The organism is Neobacillus drentensis NBRC 102427 (genome assembly GCF_001591445.1).
Lineage (GTDB): Bacteria > Bacillota > Bacilli > Bacillales > Cytobacillaceae > Neobacillus > Neobacillus drentensis.
The window spans coordinates 19,992-42,050 of sequence record NZ_BCUX01000044.1; the positions used below are offsets into that span (position 1 = coordinate 19,992).

The window sequence follows — 22,059 nt, forward strand, 5'->3', positions numbered from 1 at the left end:
CTGCCTTTTTTAACCGCTGATTTCTCTGTGATGAACAAATTTTGTCTAGTAAAATAAGAAACATAGACATTTTTTGCTCTAGTACGAAAATTCCAAATTATATAAACTTTATTTACAAGGTTCAAATAGTAAAAACCTAGTTCAAATGCAAATGAAAGCGATGTCAACAAAATTTACCAACGGACGTTTGTCCATAACCTATTATTTTTCACAACAATTTTATCTACTAAAACTTAAAGGGGTGTAGAACGATGGCAAGTTTAGTATTAAAAGGGGAAGATGTTACAGTTGAAGATTTACTAGCCGGAGCGGAACGAATCGGAAAATTGGCAGAACAAGAAGCGCCAGAAGCAGAGAAAAATGCGTCGATATCACAAAATGTGGTGAACCTCATCCAAGAAACACAGATTTCACGGATGATGCTTCCAAAAAAATATGGCGGTCCACAGGCAGATTTGAAAACGTTTGCTAAGGTCGTTCGTAAGGTGGCCAATTACAATATTTCAGCTGCTTGGCTGACCTATCTTTATCCGCTTCACAATATGCTTCCAGCTTTTCTTCCAGAAAAAGGTGCAGACGAAATCATTCATCAGGGCGGATTAATTTGCGATATCTTTGCTGCCTTAGGAAAAGCAGAACAGGATGGCGATGGTTATCGCATCAGTGGCAAGTGGAGTTTTGTCAGTGGCGTCAATTATAGTGATTGGGTTGGTGTGGGGGTTATGATTCAATTCCCTGATAGCGAAGAACCTGTCTATTGTTTGCCCATGCTAAAAACATCCGAGGTGGAAGTGATCCATAATTGGGATACATTTGGGTTAAGAGGATCAGGGAGCAACCAAATTATTGCCGATCAGGTATATGTACCAATGGAGCGGATTTTACGTTTAGATCAAGCGGAGCTTACAAGAAGACCACCGGTAGAAGAATATGACACAGACTATCCTTTTTATCATGTCCCCTTCTTTCCCTCCTTCTATTTGGGATTCGGTTACATGGCTCTGGGTGGGGCAGAACGGATCCTTAAGGAATTTAAAGTGCTTACTGAAAAACGTGTACGCTTAATGGATGGTGTAAGGGAAAGTGAGTCACCAAGAAGTCAGCGTGTATTAGCCGAAATGACAACAGATTTCCACTTGGCTGAAGCTTTGTTAGACAAATATATTAACCTGCTAGAAAACTATGAAAAAGATGGCTGTATCACTCCTCCATCTGAATTTTTTGCGATTCGTACAAAAGCAATTAAGATTTGCACGGATATTGCCGTAAGAGCACTGTTAACTTTAGGTGGAGGCGCTCTTTATAAAGGCGGAACAATGGAATTATTCTTAAGAGATGTCATCGCGGTTGCCACACATAAAACCTCTTTATACGAAGATGCGGTTGCCGCATACGGTAAGGATTTATTTGGCTTTGACAGTGGAGTGAGAGGATAAATTCGTAAGTATGAATCATAGATAACCAGCTCAACAGAAACTTTTATTACAGGAGGATTTTTAAGGATGGATGATCGTCAGTTTCGAAGTGCAATGGGTAAGTTTGCTACAGGAGTAACCGTAATTACAACAGAAGTAGAAGGAGAAATTCACGGAATGACTGCAAATGCGTTCATGTCCGTATCGCTTGATCCAAAGCTTGTGGTTATATCCATCGGGGAAAAGGCAAAAATCCTAAACAAGATCAAAGAAAGTAAGATTTTCACGGTTAACATCTTAGCTGCTGACCAGGAAGAGCTTTCGATGATTTTCGCTGGACAATTGAAAGAGCACAAGGAAGTAACCTTTGAACGCCTAGATGGAAAGCCGGTATTATCTGGTGCCGTCGCACAGGTTGCATGTGAAGTATCAGCTGAACATGTGGAAGGGGATCACACTTTGTTTATTGGCAAAGTAACGGATATTCACCTTGAAGATGCCGAACCACTTGTTTTTTATAATGGAAAGTACCGTTCGCTAGTAGAACTTAAGCCTGTGACAATCTAAGGAAGATGAAAGGAGACTGTTATGGAGACAATTCGTGTAAACCGGAGTAATTTGGCAGAATGGCAGAAAAAGGCGAGGCCAAATGTGATGGCACTTGGTTGTTTCGACGGTCTCCATCATGGACATTGTGCAGTCATCCACACTGCATATCAAAAGGCAAAGGAAAAACAGGTACCTCTAGCTGTCATGAGTTTCTTCCCTCACCCGAAAACTGTTATATCTAATGGGAAAATTCACGTCCATTATTTAATGCCTCTTGCTGAAAAGGAGGCAAAACTTCGGAGTATGGGAGTCGAAGCATTTTATATAGTGGAATTTGATAAGGAGTTTGCCGGATTATCGCCAGAACAGTTTGTGGCGCAATACTTGAATGGACTAGGTGTCGTTCACGCAGTCGCAGGATTTGACTTCTCCTATGGTGCTCGTGGTGCCGGAAATATGGATCGGTTAAAGCACGACTCCAGTGGCCGGATTGATGTAACGAAGGTAGCAAAGGTAGATCTTAGGGGCGAGAAAATCAGTTCTACTTGTATTCGCGAACGCCTATTAAACGGGAGGGTGGCAGAACTGCCTGATCTACTCGGTCATTTCTATGAGACAAAGTGCGAATGGAATGGAGAGGAATTCATCCTGTATCCGTATTATACGCTTCCAGGTCCAGGCGTATATCTAGTTAAGCTAGAAAATCTGAGCGGTTCAATCCCAACAAAAGTCACCGTTATGAACGATGGCACAACACTCAAATGTTTGGATGATATTCCCTTGTTTTTAAAAGGAAAACTAGCAATTGTCTGGAAGAAACAAATCGATGAATCTAGGAAACTACGGATATCTTAAAAACTAAAAAGGAGATGATCGAATGGCAAAAATTATTGCCGGGGTTGCGATGTCGCATAGTCCGATGATCATGACTAATGAAGAGGGAGGGGGAGAAAAAGGCCGACGCTTTCTCCAAACGACGGCTGAAATGAAGCAGTATCTCGAAGATACTGAAGCCGATGTGATTGTATTGGTATCTGATGATCATTTTAATAGTTATTTTTACGATCATATGCCATCGTTTACGATTGGGATTGGCGAGTGCGAAGGCTGGGGAGACTGGCAGCTGCCAAAATACAAAATCCCTGTTCAGCAAGATTTAGCCAAGCATATTCTTGACACAAGCTTGGAAAACAATTTTGATTTTACTTTTACATTAAAAATGAAAGTCGATCACGGCCATACACAAGGAATTTATTTTTTAAATCCTGATTTGAAAATTCCAGTGGTGCCGATTGCTGTAAATACATCGGCGCCGCCGCTGCCAACGATGGACCGCTGTTTCCAAGTCGGTGAAGTGATCCGTAAAGCGATTGAGTCATGGGATACCGATTTGAAGGTGGCGATTGTCGCTTCGGGTGGTTTATCTCACTGGGTGCCGATTCCAAAGATTGAGAGTGAAAGACCAGAGGATCAATCGTTAATCCAGGTGTTGAAAAATGGCCGCCAGGAAATAGACCAACTTGATGAATATTTAAAATTAAGGGAAACAAATGTCACACGAATTAAATCTGGTCCAGTTAACGAGCAAATAGACCGAGAGTTTTTACGCTTGATTACCGAAAAGGATTATCCGGCATTAAGAAACTGGAGTGCTGATTATATTGAGGAACATTTAGGAAACGGCGGACAGGAAATTCGCAACTGGCTGGTCCTGCTTGGTGTATTGCAAAGCTTTGAGGCAAGTGTTGCTTGCTATGAGCCCATTCCAGAATGGGTAACAGGTATGGCGATTGTTCAGTTTAGACAGCCAGTTGAGCAAAATCATCCTGAACAAGCATCTGAAAACAAAATAACCATTTAAGGTCGGCAGCGGGAACCACTCTCGAAAATGAATTTTCAGCAACATCAGTGGTGGAAGAGGTAAAACACTTCTATGTATATATTATGTTTATAAAAAGGGGGAGATTTAAATGACAATTTGGACAGACTTAGCTGATTTGGAATATAAACTTTATTATGTTAATGCAAATGATATTAAAACGAGAGTCCTAGAAGCTGGAACAGGTGAGCCATTGATTTTGCTTCATGGTACCGGTGGTCATATTGAGGCATATGCCCGAAATATCCGAGGGTTAAGTGAGCATTTCCGAGTGATTTGCATCGATATGGTAGGACACGGCTACACAGCCAAACCAGATTGCCAATACGGAATAGATTATTATAGTGATCATTTATTGGGCGTTATTCAAGCATTAGGGTTATCAAAGGTATATCTTTCAGGGGAATCATTAGGAGGCTGGGTCGCTGCCTGGTTTGCGGCAGAGTATCCGGAATATGTGAAAGCAATGGTGTTAAACACGCCAGGAAATGTTAATAACAAACCTGAAGTTATGCAAAAGCTGAAGGATTCAACATTAAAAGCGGTTCTTGAAGCCAACTATGAAAATGTCAAAACAAGACTTGAATGGTTAATGTATGATAAGAGCCAAGTTACCGATGAACTAATTGAATCTCGTTACAAAATCTATACACAGCCTTCTTATCAAGAAGCGGTTCATCATATTGTCTGCCTACAGGATATTGAAATTAGAAAGCTGTACAGCTGGGACCCATCTTGGTGCGGTAAAATCGATGTTCCGACATTGTTAGCATGGACAGACCACGATCCAACTTCCACCGTTGAAGAAGCCAAACCGATACAGGATATGATTCCAAATAGTGAGTTGGTTGTCATCAAAGACGCCGGACACTGGCCACAATGGGAGAAACCAGAAGAGTTTAACACTGTATTAATAGACTTCTTATTAAAAAGCGGAAAAGAAGCCGCTAAACAGGATGAAACAGCATTCGTAACCAAATAATCAGACCAACCTTTGAGAGCGCTATTCAATGATTCGTAGTTTAACATGATTTTGAATCTATGAAAAAAGTGCTCTCTATTTTTGTTAAAGGAGTGTTTTCTATGAGCAATCGAGTCATTCATCGTGTTCAACATGTATATGAGCTTTTGCTGCAGGCAGAAGCTGCTAAGCAATCGATTACACCACTTTCTGATTTATATCCAGAATTATCCGTTGATGAGGCATATCAAGTCCAACTTCTCGCAATTAATGAGAAGGTTGGGAGCGGCGAGCGTATCGTTGGGAAAAAAATTGGTTTAACCTCTGTTGCCATGCAGCAGTTGCTGGGTGTAGACCAGCCGGATTACGGTCATTTATTGAACTCCATGGAAGTATGTAATAACGGAATCATCCATTTAGATGACTTGTTCCAGCCAAAGGTGGAAGGGGAGATTGCCTTTGTCCTCCGCAAGGATTTGAAGGGTCCCTCTGTAACTATCGAGGATGTCCTTGAGGCGACAGAGTATATCGCACCAGCCTTAGAAATCGTCGATAGCCGGATAAATGACTGGAAGATTACCTTAGCAGACACGATAGCTGATAATGCATCCAGCGGATTGTTTGTGATTGGTGATGAGCGATTCAGTTTAACGGATCTCGACTTGCCATCGATTGAAATGAATTTGTTTAAAAATGGTGTCCTGATCAATACAGGATATGGTTCAGATGTACTCGGGCATCCTGCTAAATGTGTGGCCTGGCTGGCAAATAAGTTATCCGAATACAATGTCGTTCTGAAAGCAGGAGAAGTGATTTTATCAGGGGCACTATCTGCAGCCGTGGTGGCGGAAAAGGGGGATCGGTTTACTGCAGGATTTTCACATATTGGTAAGGTGGAAGTTACCTTTAAGTAAATACCTAAAAGGATCTTTCCATTATTGGGGAGGAAGGGTCTTGAAATTGGGTGAACCGGTAAGATTCGAACGAGGGAAAAGGGTGAAATTTTAAGGAGGTCCTTTATGGAAAAGAAGAAAAATGAAGTATCAAAAAAAACATGGGTGATCATCTTCTTGTTATTTTTATTAACGGTCATTAGTAATGCCGATAAGGCGATTATTGGATTTGCCTCAGTATCAATCATCAAGGAATTAGGATTATCGCCCGAGCAATGGGGAGTTGTTGGGAGTGTTTTCTTCTTACTATATTCGCTTTCAGCAGTTTTAGGCGGCAGTCTTGCGGATAAAATTGGAGCGAAAAAAGTCATTGCCGGTATGGTCGCACTTTGGTCCATCGTTCAATTCTCAACAATCTTTGTCAGCAGTTTTACTTATTTATTGGTAACCCGAATCATTTTAGGGGCTGGGGAAGGCCCGTCTTACGCATTAGCGATGACAGCAGCTTCCAAGTATCTTCCTAAAGAAAAGTTGGGGATTGGGTTAACATTGGTCTCAGTTGGCGGACCGCTTGGTGTCGCCATTTCAGCCCCTGCCTTAATGCACCTCATCATAAATTATGGCTGGCGTTCGGCGTTTATTTCAACTGGGGTGGTAGGCTTTCTTTGGATTATCGTGTGGTTATGGATTGCAAAAGAGAAGGCAGTTACAGATACTGAACTTGTTGAAACAAAAGGGAGTGCACAGTTATCCCCTATTCAGACCGAAACAAAATTCACCTCTGTCTTGTTTTCAAAAAATTTCATCTTAGTTGCCCTATGTGGTTTTGCTACGTATTGGTCCTTTACGATTGGGCTGAATTGGCTTCCCAATTATTTAGAAAATGTCCGCCATCTAAGCGAAGGAACTTTAAAAATTGTCGTAGCCTTGCCTTGGATTATGATTACCCTTTCTCAAATAATCTTTTCAACCATTTCTGACCGACTTTATCATAAGACGAAAAGTATGGTAAAGGGACGCATTTTTGTCCTTGGACCAGTCATGTTAGCCGGAGCAGTCAGTTATTTTGTTGGAGCCATGGTGAGCTCTAATATTCTTGCTATTGTTTTATTATCACTTGGTTTGACGTTTGGATGTATTACCTTGGTTATGGGTCCTGCAATTCTAGTAGATTTAGTTTCACCTAAACATCAAGGTAAAATTCAAGGATGGTTTATGGCGCTTACTTCGTTGGGGGGGATTGTCGGACCCTATGTAACAGGTTATTTCATTGAACACTCAGCCAATCCAGCCGTTGGGTTCCAATACGCGTTCCAGTTATGCGGGTTGATTCTTCTTGCTTTCGGTGGATTAGTTTGGCTGGCCGTTCGTCCAAAGAAAACTGAAGATTCCGCCTCCTTGGATATAAATTCATCAAATGTTATCTAGAAATAAAGTAAAAAGCGAACAGTGACACTGTTCGCTTTTTAAATATATCGATTGCGGCCTGATAACATCCCAAATACCATAACGACTACAGAAATAAGGATGAGTGCGATAAGTGGAACGGTCCATACATGAGTCTTATCAAATAAAAAGCCAATGAAGAAGGGGCCCACGGCTGCAAGGATATAGCCAGAGGATTGTGCCATTCCAGATAACTCGGCCGCCTGACGTGCATTCTTCGTGCGAAGTCCGATATAGGTTAGAGATAATGGAAAGATTCCTCCCAAGGCAATTCCAATAAAAACAATGCTAAGGATTAAAATCGGATAGGATGAACCAAACAGTAATCCGCCAAAACCAATAATGGAGCACATGCTTAATATCATGGCTATCCATTTTTGTGATTGAAGACGTCCGGCAATGACAGGTATGAAGAAACTGAATGGCAATCCAACTAATTGAGAAATGGAAAGCATCCACCCGGCGGTCTCCATACTCATTCCATGACTATGAAGGATTTCTGGTAGCCAGGAAATCGTTACATAAAATAAAAAAGACTGAAGCCCCATAAAAATGGCAATTTGCCATGCAAGTGGGGAACGCCACATTTGAGTAGTGCTTGAACCCATCCTTTTTATTTCGGATGGACTTCCATGATTGTTTTTAAAAATAAAGGCCCACACCAAGATAGCTAGGACGACTGGAATTCCCCAGACGATTAAAGCTCCTTGCCAACCAAGGTTCATGCCGACTGCTAATGGAACACTTACCCCTGACGCAAATGAGGCGAACAATCCCATTGAAGTGGAATAAACACTTGTCATAAGACCGAATTTCTGTGGGAATTTTTCCTTCGCAACGGCTGGCAGAAGAACATTTCCGACGGCTATGCCCACTCCAACAAAAAGTGTCCCAGTAAAAAGGAAAAATGTCATTGGAATGAATCTTAGACCTATTCCGATTAATAGTAAGAATAAACCTGTCAGCAAAGTCAGCTCATTGGTTAAGCGATTGGCGATTTTTGGAACAATGGGTGACATGATGGAAAAAACCAATAAGGGCAAACTCATTAATAAACCTGCACTCCAGTGGGCAAGTCCAACATCCTTCTGAATCATTCCAACTAACGGTCCTAAGGAAGTGATAGCTGGGCGTAAATTAAAAGCTACGAGAATAATGCCAGCAACGAGCCAAAATGTATCAGTCGATTTTGTATGTGTATATGATTTTGATTTTAGTAACTCCAAAAATAAACCTCCCACTCTTTAAACAAACTTTCTCCAGTATATCATAGTGGACAGTACGAGAGAAGAATGAGTCTTCCTCCAAAATTTTTACAGTTTGAGGACATATGTCCTATCCAGACTACTTGGAAATATCCTTTAATATAGAGAGAAATCTATTATTAGGGGAGAAAATAATGAAGGGAATTATCTTTGCATTTATAGGCGGGGCCTTTATTACCCTGCAAGGGATTGCCAATACACGGATTAGCGGAGACATTGGCACCTGGCAAGCAGCGACCATTACCCAGTTCACTGGTTTTATCATGGCATTTATCATTTTAATGTTCGTTCGAGATAGTAATTGGAAGGACTTCAAACAAGTGAAACCTTTATATTTGATTGGGGGCGCTTTTGCGGCGATTGTTATTTTTAGCAATGTCGCCTCTATTCAGAGGATCGGCGTGACCCTTAGTATATCGGCCATCCTAATTGCTCAGCTAATCATTACTTTTATCATCGACAGTAACGGCTGGTTCGGCCTGAAGAAGCAAAAGGTGAAGCTGCCACAATTGATTGGCATCGGGATGATGATTGCTGGTGTGGTCATCCTAAGGTCATAACCGCCAAGCATATTGCACGTAAATACGGGGGTGAATCCGAGTGAAGGAACTAAACGATCAGGAGCAATTGCTCGCTTATCTACAGACATACAAATTAGATTCGATATTTCATGAACCATTGATTCCGCATTTGTCGCTGGTCAGCTTTGACCAGGGCGAACTCATCTGTTCCCAAGGGGAGACTTCACAGTACTTGTATGTCCTTGTTAAAGGAAAGGTCAAAATCTATACCAGTTCGCCTGAGGGAAAAACACTGATTCTTTCTTTTAAACAACCGTTGGAAGTGATCGGAGATATTGAGTATGTCCGTGGCATTGAAATTATTAACACGGTGGAGGCAGTATCGTCGGTTTGCATGATTGGGATTCACCATCGCTGGTTGAAGAAATTTGGAAGCGACCATGCCCCACTGCTGCAATTTTTATTGGATATTATCACCAAGAAGTTTCATCTAAAAAGCAATTCAATGAGTTTTAATATTATGTATCCTGTCGAGGTACGTTTGGCTAGTTATTTATTGTCTGTATCCTTTGATGAATCAGATTCACAGGATAAAGACCAGCTGCGGATCAGTATCAAAGATGCAGCCAATTTAATCGGAACGAGTTACCGCCATTTAAATCGGGTCATCACCCAATTTTGCGAAGATGGTCTAATTGAGCGGAAGCGAGGTTCCATTTTGGTGAAGGATCGGAAGGGATTAAGGGATCTCGCAGGAGATAATATTTACGAATGAATCTTGATAAATATCAACACAGGGGAGAGAAATTGGATGATTCTAGGATTATTGTTTGCAATTATTGCCGGTGCGCTGGTAGCTTTGCAAAATATTTTTAACAGTAAGGTCAATGAACGTGCGGGTTCATGGGCAACAACTACCTTAGTATTAGGGCTGGGCTTTCTCGCATCGCTGACGTTCGGTCTCCTCTTTGAGGGTAAACAGTTATTTCACTTAGAAAATATGAAGCTGTGGTACTGGTTTAGCGGATTGATCGGAGTCGGTGTGGTGGTTTGTCTCGTCCAAGGGATCAAAAGGTTGGGACCAACGTATGCCATCGTGATTGCGCTGACCTCTCAGCTCCTGATTGCTCTATTGGGGGACACGTTAGGCTGGCTTGGGTTGGCGAAAGTCCCGTTTACTTTCAATCAGCTGCTGGGTGTGCTGGTTATCGTGGGCGGAATTATCGTCTTTAAATTTGGCGGTAGCTTTGAGAAACAGAAGGTGTTTACCTTGCCGTTTGTGAAAGGGAATAAAGTTTCCGAAGTTCAAAAGTAGTTAGTTTTTTAGGGAATCGTTTCAGGAAATTGGAACGGTTCTTTTTTTACGATAAGATACCCCTTTTAATTTACCCAACCCTCGATTTTTACAGCCTTACGGTAAGATTAAAGGGTTCCGTTTTCGGGTGCTTTCTTAATAAATGACACAAGAAATGACGTATGAATTGGCATACGTCATTCTCTTTATTTATCAGGGTTTCTGCGAGCTTTTAATGAATTTGACATAGCAATTGACATTATTTTTTATGAGGACAAAAAGGGTTGTACAATTAAAAAATAAGGTCAAAACTAATGTCAATTTAAGTGTCGTTTGTTGTGCCAGTATTATGGCAGCCTTGTTCAACTAAAGGGGCAGTTTAGTGGAAGAAAAATATTTACCATAATATACATAGATAAACTATGCATATTATGGTATAGTCATACTGCTATTGGAAAATATTGCATTATTATAAGTAATATAAATTACCTTTGGTAAATAATGATGGGAGGGCTTCGACATTAATAATTTAATTGATAAAGTTACAATTGGATGTATTATTCTTACGTTAGTATTGTGTTTAGTAATACCGTTAGTGGCAGTTTTTATTTTTGGCTTCTTATTGCCCGAAGCAGGTACTCCACCACTTCTACCTTGGTTTTATAATGAATAATAGGTTTTTTGGGAAGTGTATTTTCGGAATATTATGTTAGTAGTTATATAGAGCTATTGAGCTAACAGAGTAGATTAGTTTTACAAATAAAAAAATGAGGTGCTGTAGTGGGATTTTATTATTTTATAATTCTTTTTATAGGGCTTTTTCTTATTTTAGGAGCAGGATTACAGGCGTTTAAACATAATTCATTCTCAAAAATAAGGGTTATATTTTTAAGTGTTATTGGTTTTCTGTTAATTGGTTTATCAATTTTTTTATTTACACCAGGTAGCTCGGATATTATCGCTGAACTTTTGAGATTGAATGAATAGAAAATATTAAACTAAAGGGTGCTATTCTTCAAGAAGGAGAATAGCCTCTTCTTATTGAAGTAAAGGGGCAGGTTAGCCCAATAAGGCAATAATTATCTCAGGGAGAGCAGAGGTTGAGTATGAAACAATTATATTTTTCATTAAATGAAGCAGGTTTGATTTTTAAGGGGCAAACAGCTCTTGCTCAGGAGGATGTTGATTACATTCTTCTTGAAACCTATGAGAATGGAACAACAACATCAGTGGATGTGAATACATTCGAAAAGCTTTTCGGGGATGTAGAAGGAAATCCGACCTATGAAGCATTGTCGGGTTCCCATACTTTTATATTGGGAGATACGAAATACACTATGACTGCTGAGGAAATGGGTTATCAAAAGTATTTCGACCAATGGAAAGAGCAAGGATTGTTTAACTAATTAGGCGGGTTTGTGGAAAAGGATAACTGAGGGTATTGTCAATACAAATCGTTTGATAACGAATCAATAATAATTACAGGTAGAATAATATCTCTAAGAAAATAAACTTTAGAGGTGAATTTATTGCGATTTATAATACTTTTATTTTTACTAATGCTTTTTAATAACAATCCCTCAATAGCAGCTACAAAACAACTCAATCCTTTAGAAAGCCAGTTAATGTCTTTTATGAATGGTTTGCACGTAGGCGAACCGAAACAAGCCGTTGAATTGTGGATATTAGGCGTGAATAATCGAAGTGGTGCTGTTCAATATGCAATGTTGTCCCCTTGGCTACAAAAAGATTCAAGGAGAAAATTTGAGCAAACACGTTGGGTGACAGGTCAGTCAAGCCCTTCGGTTAGTAACTTTCGTTTTACCAAAGTAGAAAAGCTTAGCGAATCCAAAATGCGGTATACCGTTAAATACGATTTATGGGCATCATATGGAGATTTTGGTGGTGGGCAGAAGATTATAACCGTGGAAAAGAATCTAGAACCATTTAGAGAGTATTGGTTTATTTCATCAATAACAACGAAATATAATCAATGGGAAGCATTTACCCCATCCGAGACAGTATTAAAATAGAGCATTGCAGTTTCTCCTTTTTGAGTTTGTGAATAAATCTACTTAAACAAACGGGTGCTTATGTTAAAGATGGGATGGCTGCTGCGATCCCATTTTCTTATTGTGCTAACGAAGCAGTTTAGTTTAAGTGTAATAATTCACAATCTAAATTAATATTTTTAGTTAAAGACAATAGGTTAATGCATTTTCCTAACATAATTCTTATTCTTCACAAAAATCCCCCCCACCATTAGGCAGGGGATTCAGGTTGTTTAACACCTACTAAAATTATTCAAATTCAATAAACATAATAAACACTTATATTCAGGAGTTAAGTGAGGTGACTGGACACAATCATTGGTTCTTTCGATACTCTGAAGGAGTACACTTTTTAATTTTCTTGAATGTTTTTGAAAATAGGAGTACATCATTATATCCCACTGAACGGGAAATATCCCCAATTTTAAGCGTAGAATCCGTTAGCAGAAAACATGCTTTCTCTATTCTTAAACTTAATAAAAACTCTTGCGGCGATTTATTGAGATATTGCTTAAATAAACGATGAAGATATGAACGGTCAATTGAAATATATTTAGCGATATCATTTACTGTAATGTAATGCGTGTAATTTTGTTCAATAAAGAGTATCGCTTCTTCGATATACTTTTGCTTTTTTACCTCAATGGTGACTCCACGATTCGGAAAGAGTTCACACAATATATATATAAATTCATAAAGCTTTGAAGTTAATAGCAAGTCCTTATTAGACGATAGCGTTGATGCCATTATGATACTATCCATACATTGGTTTAGTTTATTGTCATGATCGAACGTAAAAATCGGTTGATCCATAGATAAACTTGATCTGTTTAAATATTCCTTTGCTTTTACTCCACTGAAACCAATCCATTTATATTCCCATGGATCCTCAACATCTGCTTCATAATAAATTAAAATGTTTGGCTCAATTAAGAACGCTTCATTTTTTCCTAGATGATAGATTTTATCATGTACTTTAAAAATCCCTTTTCCTTTTAAAATATAGTGAATTATGTATCCGCTTCGTATCGCTGGACCATAAGAATATTTACTTATACAAGCTTCTCTACCGCATGTGTACAAATTTAGATCTAAATTGTTATGAGAAGGATTGGAAAAGTTTAAAATCATTGTGTCACCTCTAATTGAAAATGTTTGCAAGTTATCACATCGTTCCATATTCAGTCTACATAATACCATATAAATATCTAATTAAAACTATTAAAATGAACCCATAAGCATTAAGTGAAACAACATATTTCAATAAACAGTATAAGGTGGAGTTACACATTGTTTTCGTTGAAATAATTGATGCTTACTTATGTGGGGGAGGTCGTTATGACTATTTACATCGATGATGAACAACTTTTATTTCATTTGCAAGGAAAAAACACGAGTTATGTTATGCAGGTTATACGAGATGGCTATTTAGCTCACTTATATTGGGGGAAGAGTGTTCACAAATATCGCGGAAACAACAAAATTATCTTTATGGATCGAGTTTTTTCTCCTAATCCAGATGCGTCAGATCGAACATTTTCGCTAGATACGCTACCTCAGGAGTATCCGGCATATGGAAATGGTGACTTTAGAACTCCATCTTATCAAATACAATTAGAGAATGGCTCTACCGTGACCGACCTTCGTTATAAGGAATACCGAGTGAATAAAGGTAAGCCAAAATTGAAAGGGTTACCATCCACTTATGTAGAGGATGAAAATGAGACGGAAACACTAGAAATCATCATGGAAGATAAATTGCTGGGACTGACTGTTACGTTAACATATAGTTTGTATGAAGATCGAGATGTTATCACTAGATCTGTTCAGTTTGATAATCAAGGATCACAAAATTTAAAAATGCTTCGAGCGCTAAGTGCAAATGTTGATTTTCGTGATGATGAATATGAATTAATCACATTGTATGGTGCTCATAGTAATGAGAAAAATATTGAGAGACGTAAAATTGTACCAGGGATTCAAATGGTTGATAGTTGCCGGGGAGCTAGCAGTCCTCAACAAGCGCCGTTTTTGGCATTAGTAAGAAAAGGGACTGATGAAGATCAAGGTGAAGTGTATGCGTTTAACCTTGTGTATAGCGGGAATTTTACAGCACAAGTTCAAGTGGATCCATATCGCAATACAAGAGTATCTATAGGGATTAATCCTTTCGATTTCTCATGGTTATTAGAGCCGGGGGAAACCTTTCAAACGCCTGAAATTGTAATGGTTTACACAGAAAAAGGATTAGGCGATATGTCCAGAATTTATCACGAATTGTATAGTAAAAGACTATGTCGTGGATTATTTCGGGACAAGGTACGTCCAATACTAATTAATAATTGGGAAGCCACTTATTTTGATTTTAATAAAGAAAAAATTGAACAAATTGCCAATGAAGCAAAACAAGTAGGAATAGAACTATTTGTATTAGATGATGGATGGTTTGGAAAACGTGATGACAGCAAAAGCTCGTTAGGGGATTGGGTAGTCAATCAACGTAAACTTCCGAATGGTTTAGTAGATCTTGCAAACCGCGTTCGTAATCTTGGTATGGAGTTTGGTTTATGGTTTGAACCTGAAATGGTTTCTATTGATAGTGAATTATATAGAAATCATCCAGATTGGTGTTTACATGTACCAGGTCGCCCACATACGTTAGGGCGAAATCAACTCATTTTGGATTTATCGAGGCAGGAAGTCTGTGATTACGTAATTAAAGCGTTGTCAGATATTTTATCGAGTGCTCCGATAACCTATGTAAAATGGGATATGAATCGTCATATGACGGATATAGGGTCAATAGCGTTACAACCCGAACGACAGCGTGAAACGGCTCACCGCTATATGTTAGGACTATACAAAATAATGGAAGAAATTACAACAAAATTTCCTAATATATTGTTTGAGAGTTGTTCGAGTGGTGGAGGTCGCTTTGACGCAGGGATGCTTTATTATATGCCGCAAACATGGACAAGCGATAACACAGATGCGATGTGTCGTTTGAAAATTCAATATGGTACAAGCCTTGTTTATCCACCGATTACAATGGGGGCGCACGTTTCATCTGTCCCAAATCATCAAGTTGGAAGAATTACTTCACTTGAGACAAGAGGATATGTCGCCATGGCTGGGAATTTCGGTTATGAGCTAGACTTAACAAAGTTAACAGAGGAAGAAAAAGAAGTAGTTAAACAACAAATTGCTTTGTATAAAGAGATTCGACCACTTATTCAATTTGGTAGATTTTATAGAATATTTAATCCCTTTGATGGGAATGAAGCTGCATGGAACTTTGTTTCTGAAGATCGATCAGAAGTAGCAGCTAGTTATTTCAAAGTATTATCTCAACCAGCAGCTCCTCTTCGAACTATAAAACTTAAAGGGGTACATCCAGATTATGTTTATCAAAATGTTGAGACAGGAGAGTTGTTTGGAGGAGATGAGTTGATGAATGTTGGTATTACACTGCCAAGTATCAAGCAAGACTTTTTAAGTATGTTCTGGAGATTTAAAAAGCATAGTATCTAAAGCAGTACAAGTAAATAATATTTATGCCGTATTTTCTACCATACATGGTTACTCTGATCCATAATTATATATTTTAAAAATCTCCCATATTGTTAAAATTTAGGAACAGATTGTAGTAGTCTTATATGTTAATTTGCTTTTGTAAATTAAGCTATTAATAAGTTCCACATTTTTGTTATTTCCCTATTATGAGATTTTTTTATGGTGTTAAACTGTTTTGTAAAAAAGTAATTAAAGAATTTAAAATAGAACATTTTTGTCTGAGAGTGGGATGTTTTTTGAGGAATCCTTATAAAATGACCTATCATATAGAGCCAGATAGGGGTTTGATGAATGATCCAAATGGTTTAATTTGGTTCAAAGGTAAGTATTATTTTTTCCACCAATGGAATCGTTTTGATATGAATCATCATTACAAAGAGTGGGGGTTGTTTACTTCAACTAATATGATTGATTGGACCAATCAGGGTTCTGCTATTCTTCCGGATAGAAAATTGGATCGAAATGGTGTTTATTCAGGTAGCAGTATAGAACATAATGGAGAGATGTATTTATTCTATACTGGAAACGTAAAAAAAAATGGGGAAAGAAAAAGCTATCAGTGCATTAGTACATCTAAAAATGGTCGGACTTTTATTAAAGAAGAAAGTGTAATTGAAACGCCCGCAGAGTTTACGGAACACCATCGAGATCCAAAAGTGTGGAGAGGTGAAAATAATTGGTGGATGGTTGTAGGTGCTCAAACGAAAGAGAGGAAAGGCGCGATTGCACTCTACTCTTCTTGTGACTTGTTGCATTGGAAATATGAGAATATTTTGTACGATCAACAGTTAGACAATATGTGTGAGTGCCCAGATTTATTTTCAATAAATGGTGAAACAGATATATTGCTTTGTTGTCCTCAAGTGAGACCAGAAATAGATGATGATTTAACAGGTGTTTCCAGTTATGCAGCGTTTATATCTGGAAAATTTGATGAAAAAACAAAAAAATTTCTACCAAAAGGTTCTTTAGAATTACTGGACTATGGATTTGATTTCTATGCACCTCAATCTTTTTCAGATCATAAAGGGAGACGAATTTTGGTGGGATGGATGTCTCGAATGTCTGAGATAGAGGAGTATTTATGCCCTACTAAACAATATGGTTATTTGCATTGTTTGACTTTACCACGTGTTGTAACATTGAAAAATGGAAAAATTCAACAACTACCTATTGAAGAAGTTAAACAACTGAGAAAACGTAAACAGAAATTCACATCTTCTCAAGGTCGTTTTGAATTAGAAAGTGGGCGATTTGAACTAGAGTTGAGTAGAAAAGATTGTTCTAGTGATTTTCATTTGTTTTTGAGAGATTGCTCAGTAGAGATTCATTATTATGGTAAGAAAAACGTATTGTCTGTCACGCGGGTGAATTGGGTAGCCAATAAAAAGGAAACGAAAGTAAAACAGGTTCAAAGCCTGTCACAAATGAGTATTTTTAGTGATAACTCCTCTATCGAAATATTTGTGAATGATGGAGAATGCGTTTTTTCATTAAGATACTTTACTGAGGAAGAGAATTTAAGTGTGAAATATGCCGGATTACAGCAAGAAGGAGAATTACTTTATTTCGCATTTTAGGAGATGAGAATATGGGGAATCAAGATTTAGCAAAAAAGATTATTGAATTGATTGGTGGGAAAGAAAATATTCATTCAGTTGCTCACTGTGCAACAAGATTGCGAATTATTATAGTTGACAAAGACAAGATAAATAGTGATGAAATTGAAAATCTGGATAAAGTAAAAGGGAGTTTTTTCAATTCTGGTCAGTTTCAGATTATCTTGGGAACTGGATTGGTAAACAAAGTATATGACGAGGTCATGATATTATTGGGTGATAATATTCAGAGTCAGACTCCTATCAAAAAAGAAGGAAATCGCTTTCAACGTAGCGTTAGAATTTTTGGAGATGTTTTCGTTCCAATTATTCCGGTTCTGGTTGCGACTGGTTTATTTATGGGCTTAAGAGGTTTGCTTACACAAGAATCTGTTTTGGCATTGTTAGGTTTAACACCTGACAGTATTCCCAAAGAACTCTTATTGTTCACTCAGATCCTAACAGATACAGCTTTTGCCTTTTTACCAGCGTTAGTTTGTTGGTCAACGTTTAGGATCTTTGGAGGTAATCCAGTTTTAGGGATCGTACTAGGTTTAATGCTTGTAAACCCTGTTTTACCAAATGCTTATGAAGTAGGTCAACAGGCTGCAGACCCATTAGTGTTTTTTGGATTTATTAAGGTGGTAGGTTATCAAGGATCTGTTTTGCCGGCATTTATAACAGGAATTGTAGGAGCAAAAATTGAAAAATTCTTGAAAACAAAAATACCTGACTCCCTTGACCTTATTTTGACGCCATTTCTAACACTTCTTTTTGGTATTACTCTAGCATTATTTGTTATTGGACCTATTTTCCACGAAGTTGAACTGCTTGTCTTATATGCTGTTCAATTTTTATTGGAGTTACCGTTTGGAATCGGTGGCTTGATTTATGGAAGTTTTGGACAATTATTAGGTATTTTTGGTATTCATCATATATTGAATTTCTTGGAAATTAACATGCTTTCACAAACAGGTTGGAATATGCTAAATCCAATTGGAACTTGTGGTAATATGGCTCAAGCGGGTGCAGTCCTAGCAGTAGGGATCAAAACTTTTTCTCCAAAAATGAAACAAATAGCTTATCCAGCAAGTCTTTCTGCTACTTTAGGTATTACAGAACCAGCAGTCTTTGGGGTGAACCTTAGGTTGGTGAAACCTTTTGTTATGTCAATGATAGGTGGGGGAGTGGGAGGATTCTTAGCGTCTATCTTACAATTAAAAGCTACTGGAATGGCATTAACAGGTATTCCAGGAACCTTATTATACTTGAATAATCAATTGCCCCTTTATATTCTTGTAAACGTTGTCGCTTTCTCTGTGTCATTTGTTTTAACTTACACAATTGGTTACAAACCAGTCGAGACTGGGAATCAAAAACAAGTAAACAAAATATCAAATTCATCAATTATGCCACAGGTCGTAAATGTTAAAGACGAGATGCTTTATGCACCAGTTACAGGAAAGGTCATGGATTTAAGCGAAGTCAATGATCCCGTTTTTTCCAAAAAATTGATGGGCGATGGCTTTGCAGTCACACCTAGTGACGGGCAGATTGTTGCTCCTGTTGCCGGCACTGTTTCAATGGTGCAAGGACATGCAGTTGGTTTGAACCGCACTGATGGCTTGGAAGTTCTCGTGCACTTGGGCATAGATACCGTTTCGCTGAAAGGCGCACCATTTTCTAACAAGGTCAAAGTTGGTGACTTTGTCAACGGAGGTGACCCGATTGCGATGGTTGACTGGAAGAAGGTTACCGACGCTGGTTTAGCAACAACGACTATGGTTGTGATAACGAATACCAACGACAAACTTGATAGCTTGGATTTTCACACAGGTGAAGCGACCGATGGAGCCTGCATCGGTGTTGCTAAGGCAAAATAGAGATCGTGTTCAACTTTCATACAAATAGTATTACCTGCTACATTAATAATTTTAATTTAGAATCAATTCATTATAATCAATTATAAGTAGAGCAATTTTAAAAGAATAATATTATACGTTATCTTAGTAAATTAAAGAAAATTATTATAGCCTCCGATGGTACCGGTACCATCGGAGGACTCATTTATTTGTTGATTCTTCATCCGTTAAAATTTTTGTAAACGATGGGGAAGAAGTGATTACCTCAAGGATTTTTCACCGTCAAAACAGTAGGGGAATTTTCTCTTTGCAATGAATGGGAGTGCTACGTTTAAAGTAGTAAAGTGGGATTATTAACAGGGGAATATTCAAGAAACGAGGTGTTATAATGGGAAGTTTATTTTCAATTGGTGAAGTTTTAATAGATTTTATTCCACTACAAAAAGGAAAAGCCTTAAAAGATGTTATATCTTTTGAGCGGGTTCCAGGCGGTGCTCCAGCAAATGTAGCTGCGACTGTTGCAAAATTTGGAGGAAATGCTGCATTGATTACCAAATTAGGAAGAGATAGTTTTGGAGATTTTCTTTTAGAACAACTGGCACAGGCAGGTGTTAATACCGATAAGATTTTAAGAACAAATGAGGCGAATACAGGTCTAGCTTTTGTGTCTTTACGTGAAAATGGTGAGCGTGATTTTTCGTTTTACCGTAATCCTTCTGCAGATTTATTGCTATCGGATACAGAAATAGAAGAAAATTGGTTCGACGAAGGTGACATATTACATTTTTGTTCTGTGGATTTAGTAGACAGCCCGATGAAACAAGCACATGTTAAAGCGATTCAATCAGCTAAGGCTCGTGGTGGAATTATTAGCTTTGATCCAATGTGCGTTTACCTCTTTGGAATAGTCCGCAGGAATGCAGAGGTACTATTTTAGATTTTATACCAATATCACATGTAGTAAAAATCTCAGATGAGGAACTGGATTTTATTACTGGTATAGCAGATGAAAAGAAAGCAATCGAATCCTTGTTTACAGGGGATGTAAAGGTAGTTGTTTTTACAAAAGGCTCACAAGGTGCAGAACTCTATATACAGAATAAAAAATATACATCTATGGGATATCATGTTAAAGTAGAGGACACTACGGGTGCAGGAGATGCGTTTATTGGCGGATTTTTGTACCAACTGTTAAATAAGAATACAAATCAGCACAATTTAGTGGATGTTGTTAAAGAACACCATAAAGATATTCTTGCATTCGCAAATGCAAGCGGGGCGCTTACGACTACTGGAAAAGGGGCTATCTCTTCCGTTCCATCAAAAGAAGATATATTTTTGTTATTGGGTTAAAATCAAACTTTTAGTAGGTGGTAATTTTGCATATTTTTGATTACCGGCTGGAAAGAAAGTTTTCTGGATTTATATACAATTAACAAGAAGGAATGGAAAGTCAGAAAAATTCTGTTACAACCTCAGTTGGATATATAGAAATATAAGTGTTACTTAGTAGCTATTTTACACTTGGGAAAGATTGTGAAATATTACACTTAAATTAATGGGTGCTTTAGTGAAAGATTAAAGCTGTCAATTGTGGCAGCTTTTCTTATTGTGCTTACGGAGCAGGTTAGTTGAATAAGGAATGGGAATAATACTCCTAAAAATGTTAAGGTGATAGAAATATGACTACTTTCTTACTTATATCCTGTGTGCCAATTTGTGGTGCTGTTTATGTAAATTCAAACGACAAGTCGGGTTTTGATTTTGATACCAATAAAAAAATGCCCTCCATTCTAAATCACAAAAATCAAATTTCTTAAATTACACAGAAAAAAAACAGTTTTTTTATTTCACAAAAGTATGTTCTCCTTAAAAATCAGTCTTTGGTAAGATTCTTGGGATCATATAATTAAGGGATTTAGGTTATGCTGACAGATAAAATGTAGAAGAGATTGTGGAGTTTCCTTATTTGAGCTATAGGTAGTTTCACTACATTTGATAATATTTGGAATAAGTATTATGAGGTTACTTTCTTTACCGTTCGTTCTCAATATGTTATATTGACGATGGGAGGAGGAAAATAGAATGGCAAGAAGTAAAGAATTCGAAGAGAACGTAGTATTAGATAAGGCGATGAAGCTCTTTTGGGCACAAGGTTATGAGAAGACATCCTTGACCGATCTGGTCGAGCATATGGGAATCCATCGCAGAAGTTTGTATGACACATTTGGCGACAAACATACGCTGTTTTTGAAAGCTATGGATCGTTTTCGTGATAAAGTCAGTGCTGAGCTTACGGGAGAAGTTAAACGCTCCAAGACTGCAGCGGAGGCTCTTCAGTTTATTTTTAGTTTCATGATATATGGTGAAGAGAACTCGCCTTCTGGCTGTTTAATGGTGAATTCGGCGGTGGAATTGGCAATGCGCGATGCCGATGTGGATTCAAAGTCCACTGAATCATTTACACTATCAGAGCAGCTACTCAAGGATATTATTCTGTGGGGTCAGAAGGATGGAGAATTTACCTCAGATTACGATGCCGGCGAACTGGCGGAACATCTGCATACTGTATGTGTTGGGTTAAGGGTAATGACAAGAACCTCCATTCCCAAAGAAAAACTACACCGTATAGCCAATTTATCCATAAAACTTTTAGATAAATAATTATTTTATTCTTAGAATTATAGTTCCTATATGAGTAAGTCTGGGCTGTAGTAAAGCTTACTCCTAAGAAGATATCATTGCTTATGCA

General features: G+C 38.1%; 19 protein-coding genes and 1 pseudogene. 18 read left to right on the forward strand and 2 right to left on the reverse strand.

The genetic code is table 11. The annotated features are described in order from the left end of the window. Positions 1-251 precede the first annotated feature (251 nt). From BDR01S_RS18415 to BDR01S_RS18445, 7 genes are all read left to right on the forward strand, one after another. Positions 252-1,436: an acyl-CoA dehydrogenase family protein gene (locus BDR01S_RS18415; protein WP_066250679.1), complete on the forward strand. Its 1,185-nt coding sequence runs from the start codon at positions 252-254 to the stop codon at positions 1,434-1,436. A 66-nt stretch (positions 1,437-1,502) separates the two neighbouring features. Continuing rightward, positions 1,503-1,982, forward strand: a complete 480-nt coding sequence (locus BDR01S_RS18420) for a flavin reductase family protein (protein ID WP_066250682.1) — start codon at positions 1,503-1,505, stop codon at positions 1,980-1,982. Positions 1,983-2,003: 21 nt separating this feature from the next. Continuing rightward, positions 2,004-2,819, forward strand: a complete 816-nt coding sequence (locus tag BDR01S_RS18425) for an FAD synthetase family protein (protein WP_066250685.1) — start codon at positions 2,004-2,006, stop codon at positions 2,817-2,819. Between the two features lie 22 nt (positions 2,820-2,841). Beyond that, the gene (locus tag BDR01S_RS18430) at positions 2,842-3,825 is read left to right on the forward strand and encodes a DODA-type extradiol aromatic ring-opening family dioxygenase (protein WP_066250687.1); all 984 of its coding nucleotides are present in this window, start codon (positions 2,842-2,844) and stop codon (positions 3,823-3,825) included. Between the two features lie 109 nt (positions 3,826-3,934). Continuing rightward, positions 3,935-4,825 carry an alpha/beta fold hydrolase gene (locus BDR01S_RS18435; protein ID WP_066250689.1) on the forward strand — a complete coding sequence of 297 codons (891 nt, stop codon included), beginning with the start codon at positions 3,935-3,937 and terminating at the stop codon, positions 4,823-4,825. Positions 4,826-4,926: 101 nt separating this feature from the next. Next, on the forward strand, positions 4,927-5,718 hold the full coding sequence (locus tag BDR01S_RS18440) for a 2-keto-4-pentenoate hydratase (protein WP_066250690.1): 792 nt from the start codon (positions 4,927-4,929) through the stop codon (positions 5,716-5,718). Positions 5,719-5,823: 105 nt separating this feature from the next. Next, positions 5,824-7,125 carry an MFS transporter gene (locus BDR01S_RS18445; RefSeq protein WP_066250692.1) on the forward strand — a complete coding sequence of 434 codons (1,302 nt, stop codon included), beginning with the start codon at positions 5,824-5,826 and terminating at the stop codon, positions 7,123-7,125. 38 nt (positions 7,126-7,163) lie between these two features. On the opposite strand, the gene BDR01S_RS18450 is transcribed toward BDR01S_RS18445, so the two are convergent. Further along, on the reverse strand, positions 7,164-8,369 hold the full coding sequence (locus tag BDR01S_RS18450) for a CynX/NimT family MFS transporter (protein WP_066250695.1): 1,206 nt from the start codon (positions 8,367-8,369) through the stop codon (positions 7,164-7,166). Between the two features lie 173 nt (positions 8,370-8,542). Here BDR01S_RS18450 and BDR01S_RS18455 point away from each other — a divergent pair, with 173 nt between their 5' ends. From BDR01S_RS18455 to BDR01S_RS18480, 5 genes are all read left to right on the forward strand, one after another. Then, the gene (locus BDR01S_RS18455) at positions 8,543-8,968 is read left to right on the forward strand and encodes a DMT family transporter (protein WP_066250697.1); all 426 of its coding nucleotides are present in this window, start codon (positions 8,543-8,545) and stop codon (positions 8,966-8,968) included. Positions 8,969-9,008: 40 nt separating this feature from the next. After that, positions 9,009-9,704 carry a Crp/Fnr family transcriptional regulator gene (locus BDR01S_RS18460; protein WP_066250699.1) on the forward strand — a complete coding sequence of 232 codons (696 nt, stop codon included), beginning with the start codon at positions 9,009-9,011 and terminating at the stop codon, positions 9,702-9,704. Positions 9,705-9,740: 36 nt separating this feature from the next. Beyond that, positions 9,741-10,244 carry a DMT family transporter gene (locus BDR01S_RS18465; protein ID WP_066250701.1) on the forward strand — a complete coding sequence of 168 codons (504 nt, stop codon included), beginning with the start codon at positions 9,741-9,743 and terminating at the stop codon, positions 10,242-10,244. Between the two features lie 1,085 nt (positions 10,245-11,329). Further along, a complete protein-coding gene (locus BDR01S_RS18475; protein ID WP_066259662.1) occupies positions 11,330-11,629 on the forward strand; it encodes a hypothetical protein in 300 nt (99 codons plus the stop codon). Between the two features lie 123 nt (positions 11,630-11,752). Continuing rightward, entirely contained in the window at positions 11,753-12,256 is a 504-nt protein-coding gene (locus tag BDR01S_RS18480; RefSeq protein ID WP_066250706.1) for a hypothetical protein, read from the forward strand. A gap of 333 nt (positions 12,257-12,589) precedes the next feature. Here BDR01S_RS18480 and BDR01S_RS18485 read toward each other — a convergent pair whose 3' ends face one another. After that, the gene (locus tag BDR01S_RS18485) at positions 12,590-13,405 is read right to left on the reverse strand and encodes an AraC family transcriptional regulator (protein WP_066250709.1); all 816 of its coding nucleotides are present in this window, start codon (positions 13,403-13,405) and stop codon (positions 12,590-12,592) included. 207 nt (positions 13,406-13,612) lie between these two features. Here BDR01S_RS18485 and BDR01S_RS18490 point away from each other — a divergent pair, with 207 nt between their 5' ends. The 6 genes and pseudogenes from BDR01S_RS18490 to BDR01S_RS18510 all read left to right on the forward strand — a co-directional run bounded on the left by BDR01S_RS18490 (position 13,613) and on the right by BDR01S_RS18510 (position 21,971). Continuing rightward, a complete protein-coding gene (locus tag BDR01S_RS18490; RefSeq protein ID WP_066250712.1) occupies positions 13,613-15,805 on the forward strand; it encodes an alpha-galactosidase in 2,193 nt (730 codons plus the stop codon). 188 nt (positions 15,806-15,993) lie between these two features. Continuing rightward, entirely contained in the window at positions 15,994-17,427 is a 1,434-nt protein-coding gene (locus tag BDR01S_RS18495; protein WP_066250715.1) for a glycoside hydrolase family 32 protein, read from the forward strand. 11 nt (positions 17,428-17,438) lie between these two features. Next, complete coding sequence (locus tag BDR01S_RS18500) at positions 17,439-19,328, forward strand: PTS sucrose transporter subunit IIABC (RefSeq protein ID WP_066250719.1); 1,890 nt, start codon at positions 17,439-17,441, stop codon at positions 19,326-19,328. Between the two features lie 211 nt (positions 19,329-19,539). After that, on the forward strand, positions 19,540-19,623 hold the full coding sequence (locus BDR01S_RS26310) for a GH32 C-terminal domain-containing protein (protein WP_235846611.1): 84 nt from the start codon (positions 19,540-19,542) through the stop codon (positions 19,621-19,623). Between the two features lie 72 nt (positions 19,624-19,695). After that, positions 19,696-20,660: pseudogene (locus tag BDR01S_RS18505) on the forward strand (carbohydrate kinase family protein). A gap of 732 nt (positions 20,661-21,392) precedes the next feature. Further along, positions 21,393-21,971, forward strand: coding sequence for a TetR/AcrR family transcriptional regulator (locus BDR01S_RS18510; protein WP_066250722.1), 579 nt, complete (start codon positions 21,393-21,395; stop codon positions 21,969-21,971). Positions 21,972-22,059 lie beyond the last annotated feature (88 nt).

What these genes read in the sequence shown, in the direction of transcription:
- BDR01S_RS18490 (WP_066250712.1), top strand. Translation starts at nt 13,613, where the DNA reads ATGACTATTTACATCGATGATGAACAACTTTTATTTCATTTGCAAGGA.
- BDR01S_RS18440 (WP_066250690.1), top strand. Translation starts at nt 4,927, where the DNA reads ATGAGCAATCGAGTCATTCATCGTGTTCAACATGTATATGAGCTTTTG.
- BDR01S_RS18415 (WP_066250679.1), top strand. Translation starts at nt 252, where the DNA reads ATGGCAAGTTTAGTATTAAAAGGGGAAGATGTTACAGTTGAAGATTTA.
- BDR01S_RS18465 (WP_066250701.1), top strand. Translation starts at nt 9,741, where the DNA reads ATGATTCTAGGATTATTGTTTGCAATTATTGCCGGTGCGCTGGTAGCT.
- BDR01S_RS18500 (WP_066250719.1), top strand. Translation starts at nt 17,439, where the DNA reads ATGGGGAATCAAGATTTAGCAAAAAAGATTATTGAATTGATTGGTGGG.
- BDR01S_RS18485 (WP_066250709.1), bottom strand. Translation starts at nt 13,405, where the DNA reads ATGATTTTAAACTTTTCCAATCCTTCTCATAACAATTTAGATCTAAAT.
- BDR01S_RS18445 (WP_066250692.1), top strand. Translation starts at nt 5,824, where the DNA reads ATGGAAAAGAAGAAAAATGAAGTATCAAAAAAAACATGGGTGATCATC.
- BDR01S_RS18425 (WP_066250685.1), top strand. Translation starts at nt 2,004, where the DNA reads ATGGAGACAATTCGTGTAAACCGGAGTAATTTGGCAGAATGGCAGAAA.
- BDR01S_RS18510 (WP_066250722.1), top strand. Translation starts at nt 21,393, where the DNA reads ATGGCAAGAAGTAAAGAATTCGAAGAGAACGTAGTATTAGATAAGGCG.
- BDR01S_RS18420 (WP_066250682.1), top strand. Translation starts at nt 1,503, where the DNA reads ATGGATGATCGTCAGTTTCGAAGTGCAATGGGTAAGTTTGCTACAGGA.
- BDR01S_RS18475 (WP_066259662.1), top strand. Translation starts at nt 11,330, where the DNA reads ATGAAACAATTATATTTTTCATTAAATGAAGCAGGTTTGATTTTTAAG.
- BDR01S_RS18435 (WP_066250689.1), top strand. Translation starts at nt 3,935, where the DNA reads ATGACAATTTGGACAGACTTAGCTGATTTGGAATATAAACTTTATTAT.
- BDR01S_RS18430 (WP_066250687.1), top strand. Translation starts at nt 2,842, where the DNA reads ATGGCAAAAATTATTGCCGGGGTTGCGATGTCGCATAGTCCGATGATC.
- BDR01S_RS18495 (WP_066250715.1), top strand. Translation starts at nt 15,994, where the DNA reads ATGAGATTTTTTTATGGTGTTAAACTGTTTTGTAAAAAAGTAATTAAA.
- BDR01S_RS18455 (WP_066250697.1), top strand. Translation starts at nt 8,543, where the DNA reads ATGAAGGGAATTATCTTTGCATTTATAGGCGGGGCCTTTATTACCCTG.